Source organism: Flavobacterium ovatum, from assembly GCF_040703125.1.
Lineage (GTDB): Bacteria > Bacteroidota > Bacteroidia > Flavobacteriales > Flavobacteriaceae > Flavobacterium > Flavobacterium ovatum.
In genome coordinates, this window is record NZ_CP160035.1 from 3,280,117 (window position 1) to 3,298,121 (window position 18,005).

The 18,005-nt window shown below is 32.8% G+C and carries 18 protein-coding genes; 6 read left to right on the forward strand and 12 right to left on the reverse strand.

Going from position 1 to position 18,005, the window contains the following annotated elements; genetic code table 11:
• Positions 1-15 precede the first annotated feature (15 nt).
• Positions 16-609: a tRNA-(ms[2]io[6]A)-hydroxylase gene (locus tag ABZP37_RS13805; RefSeq protein WP_366183690.1), complete on the reverse strand. Its 594-nt coding sequence runs from the start codon at positions 607-609 to the stop codon at positions 16-18.
• 136 nt (positions 610-745) lie between these two features.
• Entirely contained in the window at positions 746-2,020 is a 1,275-nt protein-coding gene (gene glyA, locus ABZP37_RS13810) for a serine hydroxymethyltransferase (protein WP_366183691.1), read from the reverse strand.
• Between the two features lie 104 nt (positions 2,021-2,124).
• On the opposite strand from glyA, the gene fahA reads away from it, so the two are divergent.
• Complete coding sequence (fahA, locus tag ABZP37_RS13815; RefSeq protein WP_366183692.1) at positions 2,125-3,408, forward strand: fumarylacetoacetase; 1,284 nt, start codon at positions 2,125-2,127, stop codon at positions 3,406-3,408.
• Between the two features lie 192 nt (positions 3,409-3,600).
• Here the strand turns inward: fahA and ygiD are convergent, their stop codons facing one another.
• From ygiD to ABZP37_RS13835, 4 genes are all read right to left on the reverse strand, one after another.
• Complete coding sequence (gene ygiD, locus ABZP37_RS13820) at positions 3,601-4,431, reverse strand: 4,5-DOPA dioxygenase extradiol (protein ID WP_366183693.1); 831 nt, start codon at positions 4,429-4,431, stop codon at positions 3,601-3,603.
• Between the two features lie 17 nt (positions 4,432-4,448).
• Positions 4,449-5,873, reverse strand: coding sequence for an AAA family ATPase (locus ABZP37_RS13825; protein ID WP_366183694.1), 1,425 nt, complete (start codon positions 5,871-5,873; stop codon positions 4,449-4,451).
• An 88-nt stretch (positions 5,874-5,961) separates the two neighbouring features.
• Entirely contained in the window at positions 5,962-6,558 is a 597-nt protein-coding gene (locus ABZP37_RS13830) for a MarR family winged helix-turn-helix transcriptional regulator (protein ID WP_366183695.1), read from the reverse strand.
• 152 nt (positions 6,559-6,710) lie between these two features.
• Positions 6,711-6,944, reverse strand: a complete 234-nt coding sequence (locus ABZP37_RS13835; protein ID WP_366183696.1) for a thioredoxin family protein — start codon at positions 6,942-6,944, stop codon at positions 6,711-6,713.
• Positions 6,945-7,440: 496 nt separating this feature from the next.
• On the opposite strand from ABZP37_RS13835, the gene ABZP37_RS13840 reads away from it, so the two are divergent.
• Complete coding sequence (locus tag ABZP37_RS13840; RefSeq protein ID WP_366183697.1) at positions 7,441-8,073, forward strand: hypothetical protein; 633 nt, start codon at positions 7,441-7,443, stop codon at positions 8,071-8,073.
• A 443-nt stretch (positions 8,074-8,516) separates the two neighbouring features.
• On the opposite strand, the gene ABZP37_RS13845 is transcribed toward ABZP37_RS13840, so the two are convergent.
• The 3 genes from ABZP37_RS13845 to ABZP37_RS13855 form a co-directional block, all read right to left on the reverse strand.
• The gene (locus tag ABZP37_RS13845; protein ID WP_366183698.1) at positions 8,517-9,149 is read right to left on the reverse strand and encodes a transposase; all 633 of its coding nucleotides are present in this window, start codon (positions 9,147-9,149) and stop codon (positions 8,517-8,519) included.
• Positions 9,150-9,530: 381 nt separating this feature from the next.
• A complete protein-coding gene (locus ABZP37_RS13850) occupies positions 9,531-10,223 on the reverse strand; it encodes an SIMPL domain-containing protein (protein ID WP_366183699.1) in 693 nt (230 codons plus the stop codon).
• Between the two features lie 54 nt (positions 10,224-10,277).
• Complete coding sequence (locus ABZP37_RS13855; RefSeq protein ID WP_366183700.1) at positions 10,278-10,916, reverse strand: rhomboid family intramembrane serine protease; 639 nt, start codon at positions 10,914-10,916, stop codon at positions 10,278-10,280.
• A gap of 112 nt (positions 10,917-11,028) precedes the next feature.
• Here ABZP37_RS13855 and ABZP37_RS13860 point away from each other — a divergent pair, with 112 nt between their 5' ends.
• Positions 11,029-11,925 carry a lysophospholipid acyltransferase family protein gene (locus ABZP37_RS13860; RefSeq protein ID WP_366183701.1) on the forward strand — a complete coding sequence of 299 codons (897 nt, stop codon included), beginning with the start codon at positions 11,029-11,031 and terminating at the stop codon, positions 11,923-11,925.
• Between the two features lie 32 nt (positions 11,926-11,957).
• Here the strand turns inward: ABZP37_RS13860 and ABZP37_RS13865 are convergent, their stop codons facing one another.
• The 3 genes from ABZP37_RS13865 to glmM all read right to left on the reverse strand — a co-directional run bounded on the left by ABZP37_RS13865 (position 11,958) and on the right by glmM (position 14,756).
• A complete protein-coding gene (locus tag ABZP37_RS13865) occupies positions 11,958-12,824 on the reverse strand; it encodes an IS3 family transposase (protein WP_366183702.1) in 867 nt (288 codons plus the stop codon).
• A complete protein-coding gene (locus ABZP37_RS13870; RefSeq protein ID WP_366182920.1) occupies positions 12,824-13,258 on the reverse strand; it encodes a hypothetical protein in 435 nt (144 codons plus the stop codon). The genes ABZP37_RS13865 and ABZP37_RS13870 overlap by 1 nt, the downstream gene beginning before the upstream one ends.
• A 109-nt stretch (positions 13,259-13,367) precedes the next feature.
• Positions 13,368-14,756 carry a phosphoglucosamine mutase gene (gene glmM / locus ABZP37_RS13875; protein WP_366183703.1) on the reverse strand — a complete coding sequence of 463 codons (1,389 nt, stop codon included), beginning with the start codon at positions 14,754-14,756 and terminating at the stop codon, positions 13,368-13,370.
• 97 nt (positions 14,757-14,853) lie between these two features.
• Between glmM and ABZP37_RS13880 the strand changes: the two genes are divergently transcribed.
• The 3 genes from ABZP37_RS13880 to ABZP37_RS13890 all read left to right on the forward strand — a co-directional run bounded on the left by ABZP37_RS13880 (position 14,854) and on the right by ABZP37_RS13890 (position 17,938).
• Positions 14,854-15,438: an acyl carrier protein phosphodiesterase gene (locus ABZP37_RS13880; protein ID WP_366183704.1), complete on the forward strand. Its 585-nt coding sequence runs from the start codon at positions 14,854-14,856 to the stop codon at positions 15,436-15,438.
• Positions 15,439-15,617: 179 nt separating this feature from the next.
• On the forward strand, positions 15,618-16,115 hold the full coding sequence (locus tag ABZP37_RS13885; protein WP_366183705.1) for a DNA alkylation repair protein: 498 nt from the start codon (positions 15,618-15,620) through the stop codon (positions 16,113-16,115).
• Positions 16,116-16,153: 38 nt separating this feature from the next.
• Complete coding sequence (locus ABZP37_RS13890; protein ID WP_366183706.1) at positions 16,154-17,938, forward strand: chloride channel protein; 1,785 nt, start codon at positions 16,154-16,156, stop codon at positions 17,936-17,938.
• Positions 17,939-18,005: the final 67 nt, after the last annotated feature.

Genomic DNA, 18,005 nt, shown 5'->3' on the forward strand with positions numbered 1-18,005 from the left:
ACGGATAATAGTATTTTACCCGTGAATAGTTTCTCCTTTTCCGTAATTAGCAATTACCGATTCTTCAAAGGCTAACCATTCTCTCCAACGTTTTTCTACATCAATTCCTTTTCCATATTTTCTAGCATAAGTAATGAATGTGGTATAATGCCCCGCTTCACTTTCCATCAAATCTCTATAAAAAACAGATAATTCTTCGTCTTTAATATTTTCAGATAAAACCTTGAAACGCTCACAACTTCTGGCTTCAATCATAGCCGAGAACAATAATCTCTCGACCAAACCAGAAACTCTACTTCCATCATTCGATTTTTTCATGTACAAGTACAACTCATTTACATAATCATCTTTTCGCTCACGACCCAACTTCAAACCACGTTTGATTATGATATTATGAACCATTTCAAAATGCTCGATTTCCTCTTTAGCTAAAGCCAATAAATCTTGAACCAAATCTTGATGTTCCGAGTTATGGGTTATAATAGTAATCGCATTGGTAGCTGCTTTTTGTTCGCACCAAGCATGATCTGTCAAAATCTCCTCTATATTCTTTTCTACAATATTTACCCATCTTGGGTCTGTAGGTAATTGTAATCGTAATACGCCCATACTTATTTTGTTTCAGGTTATAGGTTCGAAGTTTCAGGTTATTGTAAAGCTAAAAAAAGTTTAAAGTTTCGGGTTGTTATTGACAACCGCGAAACTTTAAACTTTAAACCTGAAACTTTAAACAAAAAGTTTTTATTTAGAAAACGAAAATAGCTCTTTCGCTCATCATTTCATTTACTTCGTCAGCAACTGCTTCAATAACATCTTCGTCAGTATGATTTGTCAATACTCTGTCAATCAAAGCAACAATAGTTTCCATATCTGCTTCCACCAAACCACGAGTGGTAATAGCTGCTGTTCCTACACGGATACCAGAAGTAACAAATGGTGATTTATCATCAAATGGAACCATATTTTTATTTACTGTGATTTCAGCTTTTACCAAAGCATTTTCAGCCTCTTTACCAGAAATCCCTTTGTTTCTTAAATCAATCAACATCATATGGTTGTCTGTACCACCTGAAATGATATTGTATCCTCTTTTCACAAAAGCATCAGCCATTGCATTCGCATTTTTTTGCAATTGTCTAGCATAAGTAAAAAACTCATCTTGAAGAGCTTCACCAAAAGCAATTGCTTTTGCTGCTATAATATGCATTAATGGTCCACCTTGATTTCCAGGGAAAACCGCTAAATCTAATAATGAAGACATCATTCTAATATCACCTTTTGGAGTTTTCAATCCCCATGGGTTTTCAAAATCTTTCCCCATCAAGATTAAACCACCTCTAGGTCCACGTAATGTTTTATGGGTAGTTGTAGTAACAACATGACAGTGAGGAATTGGATCATTCATTAAACCTTTAGCAATCAATCCAGCAGGATGAGAGATATCAGCCATTAAAATAGCACCAACGCTGTCAGCAATTTCTCTAAAACGAACAAAATCCATATCACGAGAATAAGCCGAAGCACCTGCAATAATTAATTTTGGTTGCTCTCTAGTAGCAATTTCTTGAATTTTATCGTAGTTCAAACGACCTGTTTCTTTTTCAACACCATAAAAAACGGGGTTGTAAACACGTCCTGAAAAGTTGACTGGAGAACCATGAGTTAAGTGACCACCGTGAGATAAGTCAAATCCTAAAATTTTATCACCTGGTTGTAAACAAGCATGAAATACAGAAGCATTTGCTTGTGAACCTGAGTGAGGTTGTACATTTGCATAAACAGCACCAAACAATTCTTTAGCTCTATCTATAGCAATTTGCTCAACAACATCAACTACTTCACAACCTCCATAATATCTTTTTCCTGGATACCCCTCGGCATATTTATTAGTCAAAACTGAACCTGCAGCTTCGATTACTTCGTCACTAACAAAGTTTTCAGAGGCAATAAGTTCTAATCCGTGTATTTGTCTATCTTGTTCTTCAAGAATAAGGTCAAAAATTTGTTTGTCGCGTTGCATTTCTATCAATTTAGTTAATTTGAGGCAAAAATACAAAAAAACGTTTGTTCAATAGCTAGATTATGATATATTTGATATAATAATTTTCAATAAAAAAACTCCCTATGCCAATTACCGCTAACGATACTAAAAGAAAATCTTGGTTGTCAGTCCCTGAAAACAGTGATTTTCCTATTCAAAACATTCCGTTTGGCGTTTTTTTAACAAGAGAAAACGTGGTCACTGTAGGAACCCGAATAGGTGATTTTGCTATTGATTTAGGTGCTTTGCAGCAAATGAATTATTTCTCAGGAATTGAATTGACTGATGATATGTTCATGCAAGACACTTTAAATGATTTTATATCTGATGGAAAAAAAACATGGAGGCTAGTTCGAAACAGAATTGCTGATATTTTTGACGAAAAAAACCCAACACTAAGAGACAACGAAAAGCACCGAGATATCGTTATTTTTAACATTGCAGAAGTCGAAATGCAATTACCTGTATTAATCGGTGATTATACCGATTTTTGTTCAAGTAAAGAACATGCTACCAACGTAGGTAAGATGCTTCGTGATCCCGAAAACGCACTGTTTCCTAATTGGTTGCATATTCCAATCGGATATCATGGAAGAAGTTCCTCGATAATCCCAACTGATATTCCTATACACAGGCCAATTGGTCAAACACTTCCTGCAGGAGAGTCTACACCGGTTTTAGGACCATCACGTTCAGTCGATTTTGAACTAGAAACCGCCTTCATCACTACTGATGCTAATATTATGGGAGAAATGATTCCCATAAGTGAGGCTGAAGATTATATTTTCGGAATGGTATTGATGAATGATTGGAGCGCAAGAGATATCCAAAAATGGGAATACTTACCTTTAGGTCCCTTTTTATCAAAAAATTTCGCTACTTCTATTTCGCCATGGATTGTAACATTAGATGCCCTAGAGCCATTTAAAGTCCCTGGCCCAAAACAAGTACCTAGCCCTTTACCTTATTTACAACAAAAAGGAAAGCACTCATTTGACATTCAACTTGAAGTTGCCATCCAACCAGAAGGCTCAACACCAACTGTGGTTAGTAAATCAAACTTTAAACACATGTACTGGACTATGAACCAACAGCTAACACATCACACATCTAATGGCTGTAGAGTAAATTCAGGTGACATGATGGGTTCTGGAACTATTTCTGGCCCTACACAAGATAGTTATGGCTCTATGTTAGAACTTACTTGGGGAGGTAAAAACCCAATACAATTAAATGATGGGACAGAACGTAAATTTATTAATGATAACGATACTGTTATCATGAATGGATTCTGCAAAAACAGTCAAGTTCAAATAGGTTTTGGAGAGGTTAAAACTAAATTACTTCCTCCATTTGTAAGAAAATAAAAAAAGGGATAATTAAACTTTATCACTTTTTTATACTGAACAAAAAAGCATAATGAATTAGGTTTCATTATGCTTTTTTAATTTATACTATTGATTTTTTGTTTTTTAGACTAACTAATATTTATGCCTGATTTTTTACTATACAGACTCTAAGACTCAATGGTTGTTTTGACTATTAAAATTTTGAATAATCTACACAATCCTAACCGAAGTCATACTCGCTGCGCCTCCCACTAATTTATCATTAAACAAAATCAATTCTTCTTTCTTTTCTTTCAACCCCAAAGTATAAATTAGAGGCAAATAATGATCTAGTGTTGGAATTGCCAACTGCAAAGCTTTACCTTGTTTATCGTAATCTATCAAGGCTTGGAAATTGTTATCCAATAAAAAATGGTTTATTTTCTCTCTAGCTTCTATTGCCCAATCAAAACCATAATTTTCTTTGTCGAAATTAGCGAAATCAAATAATCGTAAATTGTGAATGATATTCCCGCTACCAATAATCAAAATACCTTTATGTCGTAAACTGCTCAATTTTTTAGCTAAATCATAATGGTATTGAGCGGGTTTTGAGTAATCAATACTCAACTGAATCACTGGAACATTAGCATCGGGATATAAATGTTTAATTACACTCCATGCACCGTGATCCAATCCCCATTCTTGATCGAGTTCGATCTCAGTTGGCAATAACAATTCTTTGGTTTCTATTGCCAAATGTGGATTTCCTTTAGCTGGATATTGTATATCAAATAATTCTTTTGGAAAACCACCAAAATCGTGAATCGTTCTAGGCATTTTCATCGCAGTAATCTTTGTTCCTTTAGTAAACCAATGCGCCGAAATGCACAAAATCGCATTCGGCTGTGGCAAGATTTTAGCAATATTTCTAAAACCTGCCACAAATTGATTTTCCTCAATAGCATTCATTGGACTACCGTGTCCTAAGAATAAAACAGGCATTTTTTCAGTACTGGAAAAAGTACTTGAAATGGTATGTAAGCTATCTAAAGTATTCATTTTTATCAAAATTTAGATCATTCCACAAAACTCTCGTCTTTAAAACCTATCAAATATAATTTACTTTTAGCACGCGTCATAGCGGTGTACAGCCATCGGATATAATCTCGATCAATACCGTTGGGTAAATAGGGTTGTTCTATGAATACAGTGTTCCACTGCCCTCCCTGTGATTTATGACAAGTAATTGCGTACGAGAACTTTACTTGCAATCCATTAAAGTATTCATTTGCTTTTACTTTTTGGAATTTCTTGTACTTAGTAGTTTCACTTTCATAATCTTTCATCACTTCTTCGTACAGTCTATTAGAATCTTCGTAAGACAATGATGGTGATTCACTTTTGATAGTGTCTAATAATAATACGGTTTCAAATGGTTTTTGGTTGGGGTAATCAACCATTCTGATTTTTACTTTGGCAAACTTAAATCCATACAATTCGATGATGGTAAAAATCTCCAAAACCTCGATAATATCTCCATTGGCAATAAAACCTGCTTCGTCTGAATCTTTTAACCAAAAATAATTATTCTTCACCACCATTAGAAAATCACCTGTGGAGAGTTCGTTTTCTTTATCTAAGATTTTAGTTCTAATTTGCTCGTTGTATTGATTCGCTCTTTTGTTGGAACGAACAATAAAGGCAGTGTCTTCAATACTGTAATTGCTGTAAGCCGAATTGATAGCATCCTGAATATCATAGCCATCCACCAATCGAACAATATCTTTGAATTTTTTTACATCAAATTGAAAATCGGTAATAAATGAATCTTTAAGCAAGGCACGTAATTCTGTGGCATTATACAAAATTCCTGAATCCTCCTCTTGACGCATAACTTCATCAAGTTCGATATGATCTATTTCTTTATTGTAATGCAAACTAAGGGTATCGATATCTAAAGCAGGACTGACATCTAAGTTTACTGGTGGCAACTGAGCGGTATCTCCCAATAGGATCATTTTACAATTGGTTCCCGAATAAACATAGGAAATCAAATCGTCCAGCAATGAACTACTTTCGTATAATTTAGAATCCGAGTTGGTATCCGAAATCATCGAAGCTTCATCGACTATAAAAATGGTATTCTTGTGTTTGTTGGGTTGTAAAATAAAAGAAACGCCCCCACCTGAAGACTTTTTGGGAAAATATATTTTCTTATGAATCGTAAATGCTGGCTTTTCTGAATAGTTCGCAATTACTTTTGCCGCACGACCTGTAGGCGCTAGCAAAACGTATTTTTTATTGATTTCAACCAAATTATTGACAATAGTCGAAATAACAGTTGTCTTCCCTGTTCCTGCATATCCTTTGAGTACAAAAATCGTATCATCATAAGTATCTGTTAAGAAAATAGCAATTTTTTGAAAAAATATATCCTGTTGGTATGTTGGCGTAAAAGGGAATTTCTTTCGTAAAAGACTATAAAATAATGAGGAGTTCATCTTGAAAAAAGGGATTGTAAAGTGAATTTCAAAGATAGGTTTTATTGATGGTTTAATATAAAAAGTGAGCTCTCAAAGTGATAAAAAATCAAACTTGGATAAATTCGCCACAATCCATTCGGATGTCTTCACTTTTTAATTCTTGATTTAATAAACCACAAAAGGGAACATTCTCCTCCTTTGAAAAAAACTTGCAATTGTAACACGTTCTTTGAATGGTAATTATCTTCATTTTATTTAATTGAAGAATCATATCCGAAATATTCCTCCACAGAATAATTTTATCATCGGCATCCGATTTAGAAATAATATCAAACAAAGGATCAGCAAAATTCTCAGTTTCTAAAACAATATCCTTACCCAATTCAGTCAACTCAATGGTGTAGCTTCTAGCATCAACTTTATCAATAATTTTTTTGATATATTTCTTTTGTTCTAAAGTTTTGATAGTATCACTAATCGTTGGTTTCGAAACATTAAATTCATGTGCCAAATAACTGACCGTAGATTGATTTTGAGTATGATACTTAATAAAAATCAGTAATTGTATTTGAATGGGAGAAAGTTGGTGTAGTTTCGACTTTTCCCAAAGCAATATTTTAAAAACTTGAGAAATACGCTCCAGTCCTGCTACAATTTTTTTGTCAAGATTAGCATTTTGCTCGTTAAGATTGAATACTGACATCTTTTTAGTTTTTAAAACTCTATAATTATTGTAAAAGTAAACGTTTTTTTAATAACGCTTAAAATGAAAAAAGAACTTGAACCCGTTTACTATTTCTTATTGATTACAAAAAAATAATCCCTGCGGATTTGATTCAACAGGGATTATAAAGGTTAACCTTTTAAATCTTGAATTGAAGCACCAAAATTTAAATGTAATACATTCCCTTTTGGAGTTACCAAAGCTGGAACTGATTTTACCCCTGCTTTTTCTGCTTCATTGATTTTCGATTTGTCCTCTCCCAAATGAATGATTTGGACGTTATTTTGACCTATTAAATCTATAACGTCTTGTTCTGCGCTTACACAAACAGGGCAACCTGCGTGATAAAATACTGATTTACTCATGACTTTAAAATTTTAAATTAGACATTAACTTTGTAATCATAATTATATATAACAAATATAGTTAGTTATCCTAACTAATTAAAACATTTTAACAATTAATTATTTAACCTCAAAAAGACGAAGAGTTAACTTTTAAAATAGTTAGTTAATTCAGGATATCATTTACTTCAAAAAAGTAATATGAAATTTCCTTAACTTAATGACATTGAGTTCGAGCATAGGTCTAGTACCGCTATACTAAAATTCTTTAACTAAACCACTCCTACGGACTTAAAGTCCATAGATTTAGTTAGCAACCTTAAAGTCTGCAAGGATGAATTACAAAAAAAATAAATTAGCCACTGATTAAATTGATTTCCACAGATTAAATCCTTCTAATCCACATAATCTGTGGCAAAAAGTTTTTAGAAGCTAAAGCGAAATGCACTAAAGTACATAGTTTTAACTATAATTTGAGACCAATAAAAAACATCTTGATTACCATAACTATGACAAAATGAAAATTCCTTTTGAATTAGCATTTTGGTTCCGTAAATTTGCTAGAAACACAATCAATCTAGGATTTTGCCGTTACAAAAGACAACCTAAGATTAAAATTTTTAGAATGAAAAGATTAGCCATAGTACTCTGTTTAACTTTATTTATTGCCTGTAAATCCAAAAAAGTAATAACCACTCAAATTCCTATTGAAACAACTCCAGGAATTGAAGAAGTTATTGAAGAAACAAAAGAGGAAGAAAAAGACAAAGTGGATTTTGTAAAACTGAAACTCACAGCCGTTAGTACTGCACAAAAGAAAAAGGCGTATGAATTGGGGAAACGAATTTTGATGACTTGTAATACTTCTAAGTTCAAACCTTTTACTACTACCGAAGCTACAGCTTCAGTTATCAACAATATTACTATTGAAAAACTATCTGCAATATGCAATCGTTATCGTCAATATTATGGAACTTTTGATGATATTGAACTTGTGGAGACTTTTCAAAATCCTAAAAACAGAACTACAATTTATAGATTCAAAGCACTCTATTCTAAAAAAGTAGCCAATAAAGAACTTCGTGTGACCATGAATGCCGATAATAAAGTTTCAGCGATACAAACTATGGATTGGGTTAATACATTTTAAAAAGTAAAACTGATTTAAATTCACTACTTCCCTGACCATCTTTCGTTTAGCATTAAGTGAAAATATTTTTGATTGCAGATTAGTATTGGGTTGAAATATTTTAAAGCTGTTATGGAAGAACAGGCTTTTTTTAAAAATGTGTCCACACGATAAAATCCATTATCTAAAATATAAAACACAGCCTCTTTTCGAACCAAATTACTAAAAAAACAACGCCTTTTTTTTTTAAAGAATAGAAACTATGATAACAAATTTAGAAAACGAAGATTGCAATCAAATACTCAATAATAATTAATGCGAATCAAGGGTTAAAAAATTAAATTTATAAAAGCGGAGGCTATTTTTCCAAAAATATGGATTAGCAATCCCTTACTTGACCTAACTTTACTTGCTTTTTGAATATCCGTCTTTTGAATTAACCAATTAAATAGCGATTCTATAGGTTATCTAATCCTTGATACCGCTACTGAAAACAAATCATCAGCAGCTTTGTCTCTATTTTTATTTTCTAGACATTTACCTTTAACTCCTTTTATAGGAGTCATCATTATTGAGTTTTTTTCATTTTCTAAATCTGAAAAAAAGTCTTGATTGATGTAAATTTTGTCTCCAAAAAAACATCTATTTGTTTTATTAGACCAAGCTTCTTTAAATACTGTTAAGTCATTTACCGTAGCTGGTGTTATTTGAATTTCTTCTGGAAAAGGAATCGTTTTATCGCGTCTAAAGGCTAATGCGTGAAGCTTTACTCCAAAATAATACAAACTTTTAGTAGAACAATATCCTTTATCTGTAAGGTCTTTAGCGACTTTAGCAAATCGTTTTCCAGAACAAGTAATTATCGGCATAGAATCGAGCAAACTTTGATTTACGTGACAATCTTGAGGCATAAAATTTTCAAAAAGTGAACTTGTAAGATTTCTAAATGCTTCAGATAATTGATTTAGTCTATTTGAAAATCCTGAATAAGAACCTAAATTTGGAAACCAAGAACGCAAATAATCAGATGCAAATTTATGTATTAGCTTTATCGTGAATCGTTGTTCTTCTTCAATGATAAATAAATAGATGCTCATAATTTCTTGGTCTGTTAAATTCTGTTTAGTGTTGTTACTAAATCTTTCACAGGTATATTTTAAATCTTTTTCAAATTTTTCACAAATCGTTGAATAGATTTTTACTGATTTTAGTGTTTTAGTCTGAATAATCATATGTTTAAATGTGCGTCGAATACACTTTAAATATACTGATTTCCAAGCTATCAACCTAGTTTATTGAAAGGTATTTCTTTCTTTTTTATCGTCTTCTCAACCCTTGATTCGCATTATTCAGGAAATTATAGGAAAAGAGCGGAAATTTTAAACAATAAAAAAATGACTTGGATTTATTACTAACCCAAGTCATTTTTTACTACTTACACCGTTTTTGGTACACTATAATAATATATAGGAACCTTATTAATCCAATAGAAAACTCACATTCACATTGGCTGTAATTTCGATTTCTCCAGCTGCCAAAGTTTCTCTTGGAGTAGATGCATCTTCACTAATTACCATAGTCTTCATACGAGCATAAACAGGTTGCGGACTATATCCTTGTGAATTATCTGTAATTGTCAACGCACGACCTATTTTCTGTCCCACTACAGATACATAATCCTCGGCCTTACTCTTTGCTTCTTTTATCGCTAATTTTCTCGCCTCCGATTCGTATTGTGCCATTTTTGAAGATTGAAAACTCACATTGTCAATTCTGTTAATTCCATTTTCAACCAAACCTTCCATTAATTCATCATATTTCGATAAATCCTTCAACGTTATTTCGATTGTTTGTGTAGCATTGTAATTGTGTTTCTTTTTTTCATAATCGTATTGCGGATTCAAAGCCACACGTTGTGTTTTGTAATCAGCAGGATTCAAATTCATTTTTTTTATTAATTTCAAAACAGACTCTACTTGTTGGTCGTTTTGTTTCTTTACTTCTTTAGCCATGGTACCTTTAGTTTCGACTGTAGCTGTAATTAAAGCTTGATCGGGAACCACTTTTACTTTTCCTTCTCCAGACACATTAATTTGTGGAATTAGTTTTATTTCCTGAGCATAGGACATCGTCATAACAAACACTGTAAGAACTAAAATTATCTTTTTCATAATAGTTTTAAATATTAAATTATTTTGAATAATTACTTTTCAAAAGTTATGCCATTATAGTTTCCCCATTTTTGCCATTACAAAAAGTACTACTATAGGAATCGTTAATAAAACAACCATAAACAGATGATCTACCAATACGCTTGGGTAAATCAATAAAGTAATCAAATAACCACCTATAGCGCCTCCAAAATGCGCCGTGTGCCCAATGTTATCATTCTTAGATCTCATTCCGTAAATAGAGTACAATAAATACAGTATTCCAAAAACATAAGCTGGCATTGGAATTATAAAAAATATTCCCAACATCATATCAGGACGCAATAAAATAGCAGAATATAAAATACCCGTCACCGCACCAGAAGCACCAATTGCACTGTAGTTATAGTCTTTTTTATGAAAATAAACAGTCAGTAAACCTCCAACTAGTAAACTCCCAAAATAGACAATTAGAAAAGGAAAATCCCCCAAATAACTGATCACCACAGGAGCGAAGAAATAAAGCGTAAGCATATTAAAAGCCAAATGACTAATATCCGCATGTAAAAATGCCGAAGAAACAATTCTTATTTGCTCTCCAGCTAGATATCGTCCCATGTGAAACTTATATTTACTAAAAAAAGTAGTATCATTAAATCCTTTAAAACTCATCAAAACATTAGCAAGCATTATTGCTATTAAAAAAATATTCATAAAAAGTATATTTGTGAAATGTAAATGTAGTAAAACTAAAATCCCCAAACCGCTCCTCTATAAAAGTTTATAGGTATTCATTTTTGACCTATATTTGCTAAAAAAATACCGCATGCAATTTTTGGTTTATATAATCGCTTATCCCTTACTCTGGATTATCTCCATTCTTCCTTTTCGAATATTATATTGGTTTTCTGATTTTGTATATCTCATCGTATATTACATCATTGGCTACCGAAAAGAAACGGTTCGATACAACCTTGCGCTGACCTTACCAAACCTAAATACAAAAGAACGCCTTTTGATAGAAAAAAAATCCTATCATCATTTATGTGATATGTTTCTTGAAATGATAAAAACAATGACTATTTCCCCAAAAGAAATGAGTAAAAGATTTCATGTTACAAATCCTGAAATTTTCAAACATTACGAAAAAGAAAATAAAAGTATGATGTTGCTAGCATCACACTATGCAAGTTACGAATGGTTATTAACCATGAATAATCAGACTACCTTGAAAGGAATCGCAGTATATAAAAAAGTGAACAACATCTATTTTGATCGTTTGGTTCGAAATATTAGAACTAAATTCGAGACCGAATTGATTGTAACTAGAGAAACCATTACATTCATTGCCAAAAAACAAAAAGAAAATATTGCTTGTGTATATGGACTTGCAAGTGATCAATCCCCTAAACTAGATCGAATATTTCATTATTATAATTTTATGGGTATTGAAGTTCCAGTACATACCGGAGCAGAAATGATTGCTAGAAAATATAATCTAGGAGTTGAATTTATAAAAGTAAAAAAAGTAAAAAGAGGTTTCTATGAAGCTACTTTTATTCCGATTGCAAAAAATGCGAAAGAAACTCCTGAATTTCAGATCACCCATGAGTATATTCACGAAGTAGAAAAGCAAATCCTTGAGGCTCCTGAATTTTACTTTTGGACACACAAACGCTGGAAACATCAAAAAACAGAAATTCAAGTGTCTAGTCCTAAATAAACGATACAGATTATTAGACTAAAAATAATTAATTAAACACTTGCAAGAACTTTTTTGCAAGTGTTTTTTGTTTTATATGTTCTCATTTTAATTTGATTCTGCAAGTGCATTTGATTTGGTGTTAGCATATAATTAGAATAATGTGGTCGTAATTCGTTATATATATCAACTGATTCTTTTACGATTTTCTTCATAATTTTCAAATCTAGATTATATTTATCAATCATAAATTCCTGTTTTAGAATTCCATTTATTCTTTCAGCGACCGCATTTTCATATGGATCAGAGTTCTGTGTCATACTTGGCAATATTCCATTTTTACTTAGGATGTTTTGGTAATCATTGGCACAATATTGCAATCCTCTGTCTGAATGATGAATCAAAGGTACTTCCTTGTTTTTTCTTTGCTGTATAGCCATCTTTAGGGCTATAACACTGCTTTCGGTGTTCATATTGTTAGCAACATAATAACCCACTATCTTTTTAGAATAAGCATCAGTAACGATACTTAAATAACACGGTTTATCTCTTTTCCCAATGTATGTTATATCAGAAACCCAAACCTGATCGGGTCTATTTATTTCTAAATCTAGAATTTTATTTTGGTGTTTTCTAAAGCGATGATGTGAATTAGTTGTAATGTGATAACTGCGTTTTGGTTGGATTAATAAGTGATTAGCTCTGAGTATATCAAATAATTTATCTCTACCAATTTTCATTGGTTTAAGCTCGTCCAATAACAAAAGATATGATTTCTTAGTGCCTAATCTAGGCATTGATTTTCTTATATCCATAACCAATGAAACCGCTTGAATTGCTTTAGATTCTTTGATAACTTTCCTTTTAATTCTACGATAATAAACCTGTCTGTCTACCCCGAACAAATTACAGGCGAACATTATTGTTTGCTGTTCTTTTTGTTTAAAATGGTCGATTGTTCGGGTGATGAGTTTTTTCGGATATCAATTTGATATTCTTTCTCGGCTATTTCAATCATCATATCAAAAATGATTGCTTTTTTATCCGCAACAAAGGCTTGTTGTTCCAAAAAGGACTTCTGCTTCTCTAGAAGTTTTACTTTGGCTTCAAGCTCCATTATCTTTTGTTCTGGTGACTTTGACATAGTAAATGGTGTTTGGTTCTCCCAATCAAAGTTACCAAATTTCTTGAGCCAATTGACTACAGTTTTTCTACATTGAATTTCATACTTTTTTGTAGCAGCTGTTGCCGTAAGATGTCCTCGTTCAATTTCTTGGACAATTTGCAATTTAAAAGACATTGAGTAATCTTTTTGCGTTCGCTTAACATAGCGTGTTTCTTCATGTTTTTCCATAAGGATACTTTTTGTGTATCGCTATTTCAGGACGGGACAAAGCATAAATTAAAAAACCCTTTCAAATTAAACTCTGAAAGGGTTTCTTGTATTCTATACTAATCGAAAATTAAATTCCTGCAATTACTTTGATTTCATCAATAATTCGAAGTGCTAATACATCTGCTTTTGCTTGTGAAGCAGCTTCAGTATAAATACGAATGATTGGTTCTGTATTTGATTTTCTTAAATGCACCCATTCTTCAGCAAAGTCAATTTTAACTCCATCAATAGTTGTGATGTCTTCATTTTTATATTTGTCAGTCATAGCAACCAAAATGGCATCTACATCAATTTGAGGGGTCAATTCAATTTTATTTTTACTCATATAATATTCTGGATACGAAGCTCTCAATGCCGAAACGGTCATTTTTTTGTTTGCCAAATATGTCAAGAACAAAGCAATTCCGACCATACTATCACGACCGTAATGTGATTCAGGATAAATGATTCCACCGTTTCCTTCACCACCAATAATGGCGTTGTTTTTCTTCATTAAATCTACTACGTTTACCTCTCCTACAGCACTCGCTTCGTAAATTCCGTTGTGTAAATTGGTCACATCACGCAAAGCACGTGAAGACGACATATTAGACACAGTATTTCCAGGAGTTTTACTCAAAACATAATCTGCACAGGCTACCAAAGTATATTCTTCGCCAAACATTTCTCCGTCTTCAGAAATAAAAGCCAAACGATCTACATCTGGATCTACTACGATCCCGAAATCTGCTTTTTCTTTTACAACCAATTCACAAATATCCCCTAAGTGTTCTTTTAAAGGTTCTGGATTATGAGGAAATTCACCAGTCGGATCACAATACAATTCCACTACTTCGACACCCATTAACTCCAATAACTTAGGAACAATAATTCCGCCAGATGAATTTACTCCATCTACAACTACTTTAAATTTTGCCGCTTTAACTGCTTCTATATCTACTAATGCTAAATTCAAGACTTCATCGATATGAATATCCATATAAGCATCATTGATTGTAATGGTACCCAAATTATCAACATCTGAGAAATCAAAAGCTTCGTCTTCGGCAATTTCAAGGATTTTCTCTCCTTCTATTCCATTCAAGAACTCCCCTTTTTCGTTCAATAACTTTAAGGCATTCCATTGTTTTGGATTGTGAGAAGCAGTAAGAATAATTCCGCCATCAGCTTTTTCTAGTGGTACAGCAATTTCTACAGTTGGTGTCGTTGACAATCCTAAATCAACAACATCAATTCCTAATCCAATCAAGGTATTCACTACTAAGTTGTGAATCATTGGTCCAGAAATACGAGCATCACGACCTACAACCACAGTTAATTTTTCTTTTCCTGAGTAGTTTTTTAGCCATGTTCCATAAGCCGAAGCAAATTTCACTGCGTCAACCGGTGTTAGGTTATCCCCGACTTTTCCTCCTATTGTCCCACGAATTCCTGAAATTGATTTGATTAATGTCATGCTGTATATTTTTAAAAAATTGGTTATTTCTATTTGTTTGCACAAATATAATAATTGAGAGATTAAATAAGTGGTTTAGAATTCATATTTTAGTCGAATGAATTTTTTAGCACACATCTACCTCTCCGGAAATAACGATTTAATTAAAATCGGCAATTTTATGGCCGATGGAATTAGAGGCAAACATTTTGAGACCTATGCAGTTGACATTCAAAAAGGAATCATTCTTCATAGAGCCATTGATACCTTTACTGATGCACATCCAGTTTTCCGAATGAGTACCAAAAAACTACACGAACGCTACCATCATTATTCGGGAGTGATTGTTGACGTATTCTATGATCATTTTTTAGCCAAAAACTGGAAAAAGTACTCAGATGAAAATTTAGCAGAATTTATTGACCATTTCTATACTTCTTTGGAACAAAATAAAGAAATCCTTACGGAACGAACAGTTGCCTTGATGCCATATATGATTAAACAGAACTGGTTATTGAGTTATCAAACCGTAGAAGGAATTCGAGAAATTTTGACGCAAATGGATTCCCGCACCAAAAACAAATCACAAATGCGATTCGCAACAGAAGAACTGGTTCTATTCTATGATGAATTCGAACAAGAATTTTCTACTTTTTTTGAAGACCTGAAAAATCATTCGAAAGAAAAATTAATGAGTTTATAAAATAAGTTTCATTCCGTCACTTCAAATTGCTTTTGAACCGAATACCAATAAAGAGGATGCTTTTGTAATGCCAAAATACATGAAAAATAAATTTGACTTCTTTGAAATAAAAACGAATCTAAGACGGTTATTATTACAATCTGTATGGAAAGAAAACTAAATAGGAAATCAACCAAAATGTGCGCGATATTGTACCCAAATTCTTTTCTAAAAAAGAAAGAGAATTTCATTATTGTACTAGTGAAATCCTGATAGAGCAACTTAAAAACAACTACAAACCAGAAGGTATCCTTTTAATAAAAAAAAGGTTAACCACACATTCTGGAAGGAACAGTGTCCATATCATTTACAAACCTATTTTAGGGAACTATTTGCTCCAATTCTCTAATAGCATCTCAACGATAATCAGCGATTTTTCTACCGATGAAAATAGATGGCTTAATAGATCCGCTATTTTATTTCAATTGGGTTATAAATCGAGAACTCACTTTCAATTGTTAAAGCATATTTGTTTACAACTTAAAGACTCCAATGAATATTTCATTCTAAAGTCGATTGGTTGGGCATTGCGAGAATATGCTAAAACTAATCCAGAGGCCGTTAAAGAATTCGTTTTCGTTAACAACTTAAAACCTTTAAGCAGAAAAGAAGCCCTCAAAAAAGTATCTGTTGCTTAAATTAATAGTATTTTTGCATTTCAAAAAACAAAACTAAAATGTTCAAAAGGTATATTTCTAAATTAGAAAGTATAATTGAGTTATTACAATCAATATTAACTGAAAAACAATTTATTTTCCTTTCGAGTGTCTTAGTAGGTATTAGTTCCGCATTTGCCGTAATTGTCTTAAAATCTTTCGCACACTGGGTATTTAAATTTGCGACCTATGTTAACGGCATTTTAAAACTTAGTTTTATTAATAGTATTTTACCTATTGCTGGACTGATATTGACCGTTTTTGTGATCAAACGATTATTAGGTGGAAGCATCGAAAAAGGAACGTCTCAAATATTATATTCCGTTGCCAAAAAAGCGAGTATCATCCCTCGTAAACAAATGTATGCTCAAATAGTAACGAGTTCCTTAACAGTCGGTTTGGGTGGTTCTGCAGGATTAGAGAGTCCAATTGTAGTTACAGGTGCCGCTTTTGGTTCTAATTATGCTCAAAATTACAAATTAAGCTATAAAGACAGAACTTTACTGATTGGTTGCGGAGTAGCTGCCGGAATTGCTGCTGCCTTTAATGCGCCAATTGCTGGAGTGTTGTTTGCCATCGAATTTTTATTGGTAGATGTAAGCATCTCCGCTTTTACACCAATTATGATTGCAGCTGCCACTGGAGCTTTGGTATCGGTTATCGCGTTAAACGAAGAGATATTACTGAATATCAAGCACCAACCAGAATTTAACTACCACAACATTCCTTTTTACGTTTTACTCGGAATTATAACTGGTTTTGTTTCGGTCTTTTTTACTCGAAATTTTCAAAAAACAGAACACTTTTTTGCGCATTTAAGAATGAATGCTTACAAAAAAGCATTACTAGGAGCTTCTTTATTAGCGGTGTTGATATTTGTTTTCCCTACACTTTTTGGAGAAGGATATGAAAGCATACGAACATTGGCAAACAATGACGCTAGCGAATTATTAGAAAACACCTTGTTTAGCTCCTTTCGAAACAACAATTGGATCGTATTACTTTTTGTCGCGGCCACCATGATGATAAAAGTTTTTGCTACGGCAATCACTTTAGGTTCTGGCGGAAACGGTGGTAACTTCGCCCCCTCTTTGTTCATGGGTTCCTATGTTGGTTATGTGCTGTCCAAAGCCATTAACTTAACTGGATTGACCCATTTACCAATTGGTAACTTTACGATGGTCGGTATGGCAGGAATCCTTAGTGGTTTATTTCACGCTCCTCTGACTGCGATTTTCCTAATTGCAGAAATAACAAGCGGATACAGCTTGATGCTGCCCTTGATGATTGTAGCTTCAATCAGTTATGCTATTTCAAAACGATTCGAAAAACACTCTATGGATGTAAAAGAATTGGCTAAAAAAGGACATGCATTTACCAATAATAAAGACCACAATGTGCTATCAACTTTGGACATTGAATCTTTAATACAAACGGATTGTTTAACAGTTGCCCCAGAAGATAGTTTAGTTAAATTAGTCGATTTAATTTCACATTCTAACCAAACTGTTTTTGCAGTTATAAATAAAGAAAGAGAGCTCGAAGGAGTCGTTCACTTTAACGATATTCGTGAAATTATTTTTAATCCATATCGTGTAAAATATACTTTGATTAAAGATATAATGAAACAACCCCCATCTATAATCTACACTATAGATAGCATGGAAGTGGTGATGAATAAGTTTGAAAAATGCAAAAGGACACATTTACCAGTAATTAAAAACGGTAAATATTACGGTTATCTATACAAATCAGTAGCTCTGGAAGCTTACAGGTCAAAACTAAAATCGATGACGATCGAGTAACGTTTGCTATTACACAGCCATTCGCAGAGAATTCACAGAGATACAATAAGTTATTTTTTAAAATTCT

Coding starts and splice junctions, on each gene's coding strand:
- ABZP37_RS13860 (WP_366183701.1), top strand. CDS start 11,029: ATGCAATTTTTGGTTTATATAATCGCTTATCCCTTACTCTGGATTATC.
- ABZP37_RS13845 (WP_366183698.1), bottom strand. CDS start 9,149: ATGAGCATCTATTTATTTATCATTGAAGAAGAACAACGATTCACGATA.
- ABZP37_RS13855 (WP_366183700.1), bottom strand. CDS start 10,916: ATGAATATTTTTTTAATAGCAATAATGCTTGCTAATGTTTTGATGAGT.
- glyA (WP_366183691.1), bottom strand. CDS start 2,020: ATGCAACGCGACAAACAAATTTTTGACCTTATTCTTGAAGAACAAGAT.
- ABZP37_RS13865 (WP_366183702.1), bottom strand. CDS start 12,824: ATGTTCGCCTGTAATTTGTTCGGGGTAGACAGACAGGTTTATTATCGT.
- ABZP37_RS13805 (WP_366183690.1), bottom strand. CDS start 609: ATGGGCGTATTACGATTACAATTACCTACAGACCCAAGATGGGTAAAT.
- fahA (WP_366183692.1), top strand. CDS start 2,125: ATGCCAATTACCGCTAACGATACTAAAAGAAAATCTTGGTTGTCAGTC.
- ABZP37_RS13840 (WP_366183697.1), top strand. CDS start 7,441: ATGAAAATTCCTTTTGAATTAGCATTTTGGTTCCGTAAATTTGCTAGA.
- ABZP37_RS13870 (WP_366182920.1), bottom strand. CDS start 13,258: ATGGAAAAACATGAAGAAACACGCTATGTTAAGCGAACGCAAAAAGAT.
- ABZP37_RS13830 (WP_366183695.1), bottom strand. CDS start 6,558: ATGTCAGTATTCAATCTTAACGAGCAAAATGCTAATCTTGACAAAAAA.
- glmM (WP_366183703.1), bottom strand. CDS start 14,756: ATGACATTAATCAAATCAATTTCAGGAATTCGTGGGACAATAGGAGGA.
- ABZP37_RS13890 (WP_366183706.1), top strand. CDS start 16,154: ATGTTCAAAAGGTATATTTCTAAATTAGAAAGTATAATTGAGTTATTA.
- ygiD (WP_366183693.1), bottom strand. CDS start 4,431: ATGAATACTTTAGATAGCTTACATACCATTTCAAGTACTTTTTCCAGT.
- ABZP37_RS13880 (WP_366183704.1), top strand. CDS start 14,854: ATGAATTTTTTAGCACACATCTACCTCTCCGGAAATAACGATTTAATT.
- ABZP37_RS13835 (WP_366183696.1), bottom strand. CDS start 6,944: ATGAGTAAATCAGTATTTTATCACGCAGGTTGCCCTGTTTGTGTAAGC.
- ABZP37_RS13825 (WP_366183694.1), bottom strand. CDS start 5,873: ATGAACTCCTCATTATTTTATAGTCTTTTACGAAAGAAATTCCCTTTT.
- ABZP37_RS13850 (WP_366183699.1), bottom strand. CDS start 10,223: ATGAAAAAGATAATTTTAGTTCTTACAGTGTTTGTTATGACGATGTCC.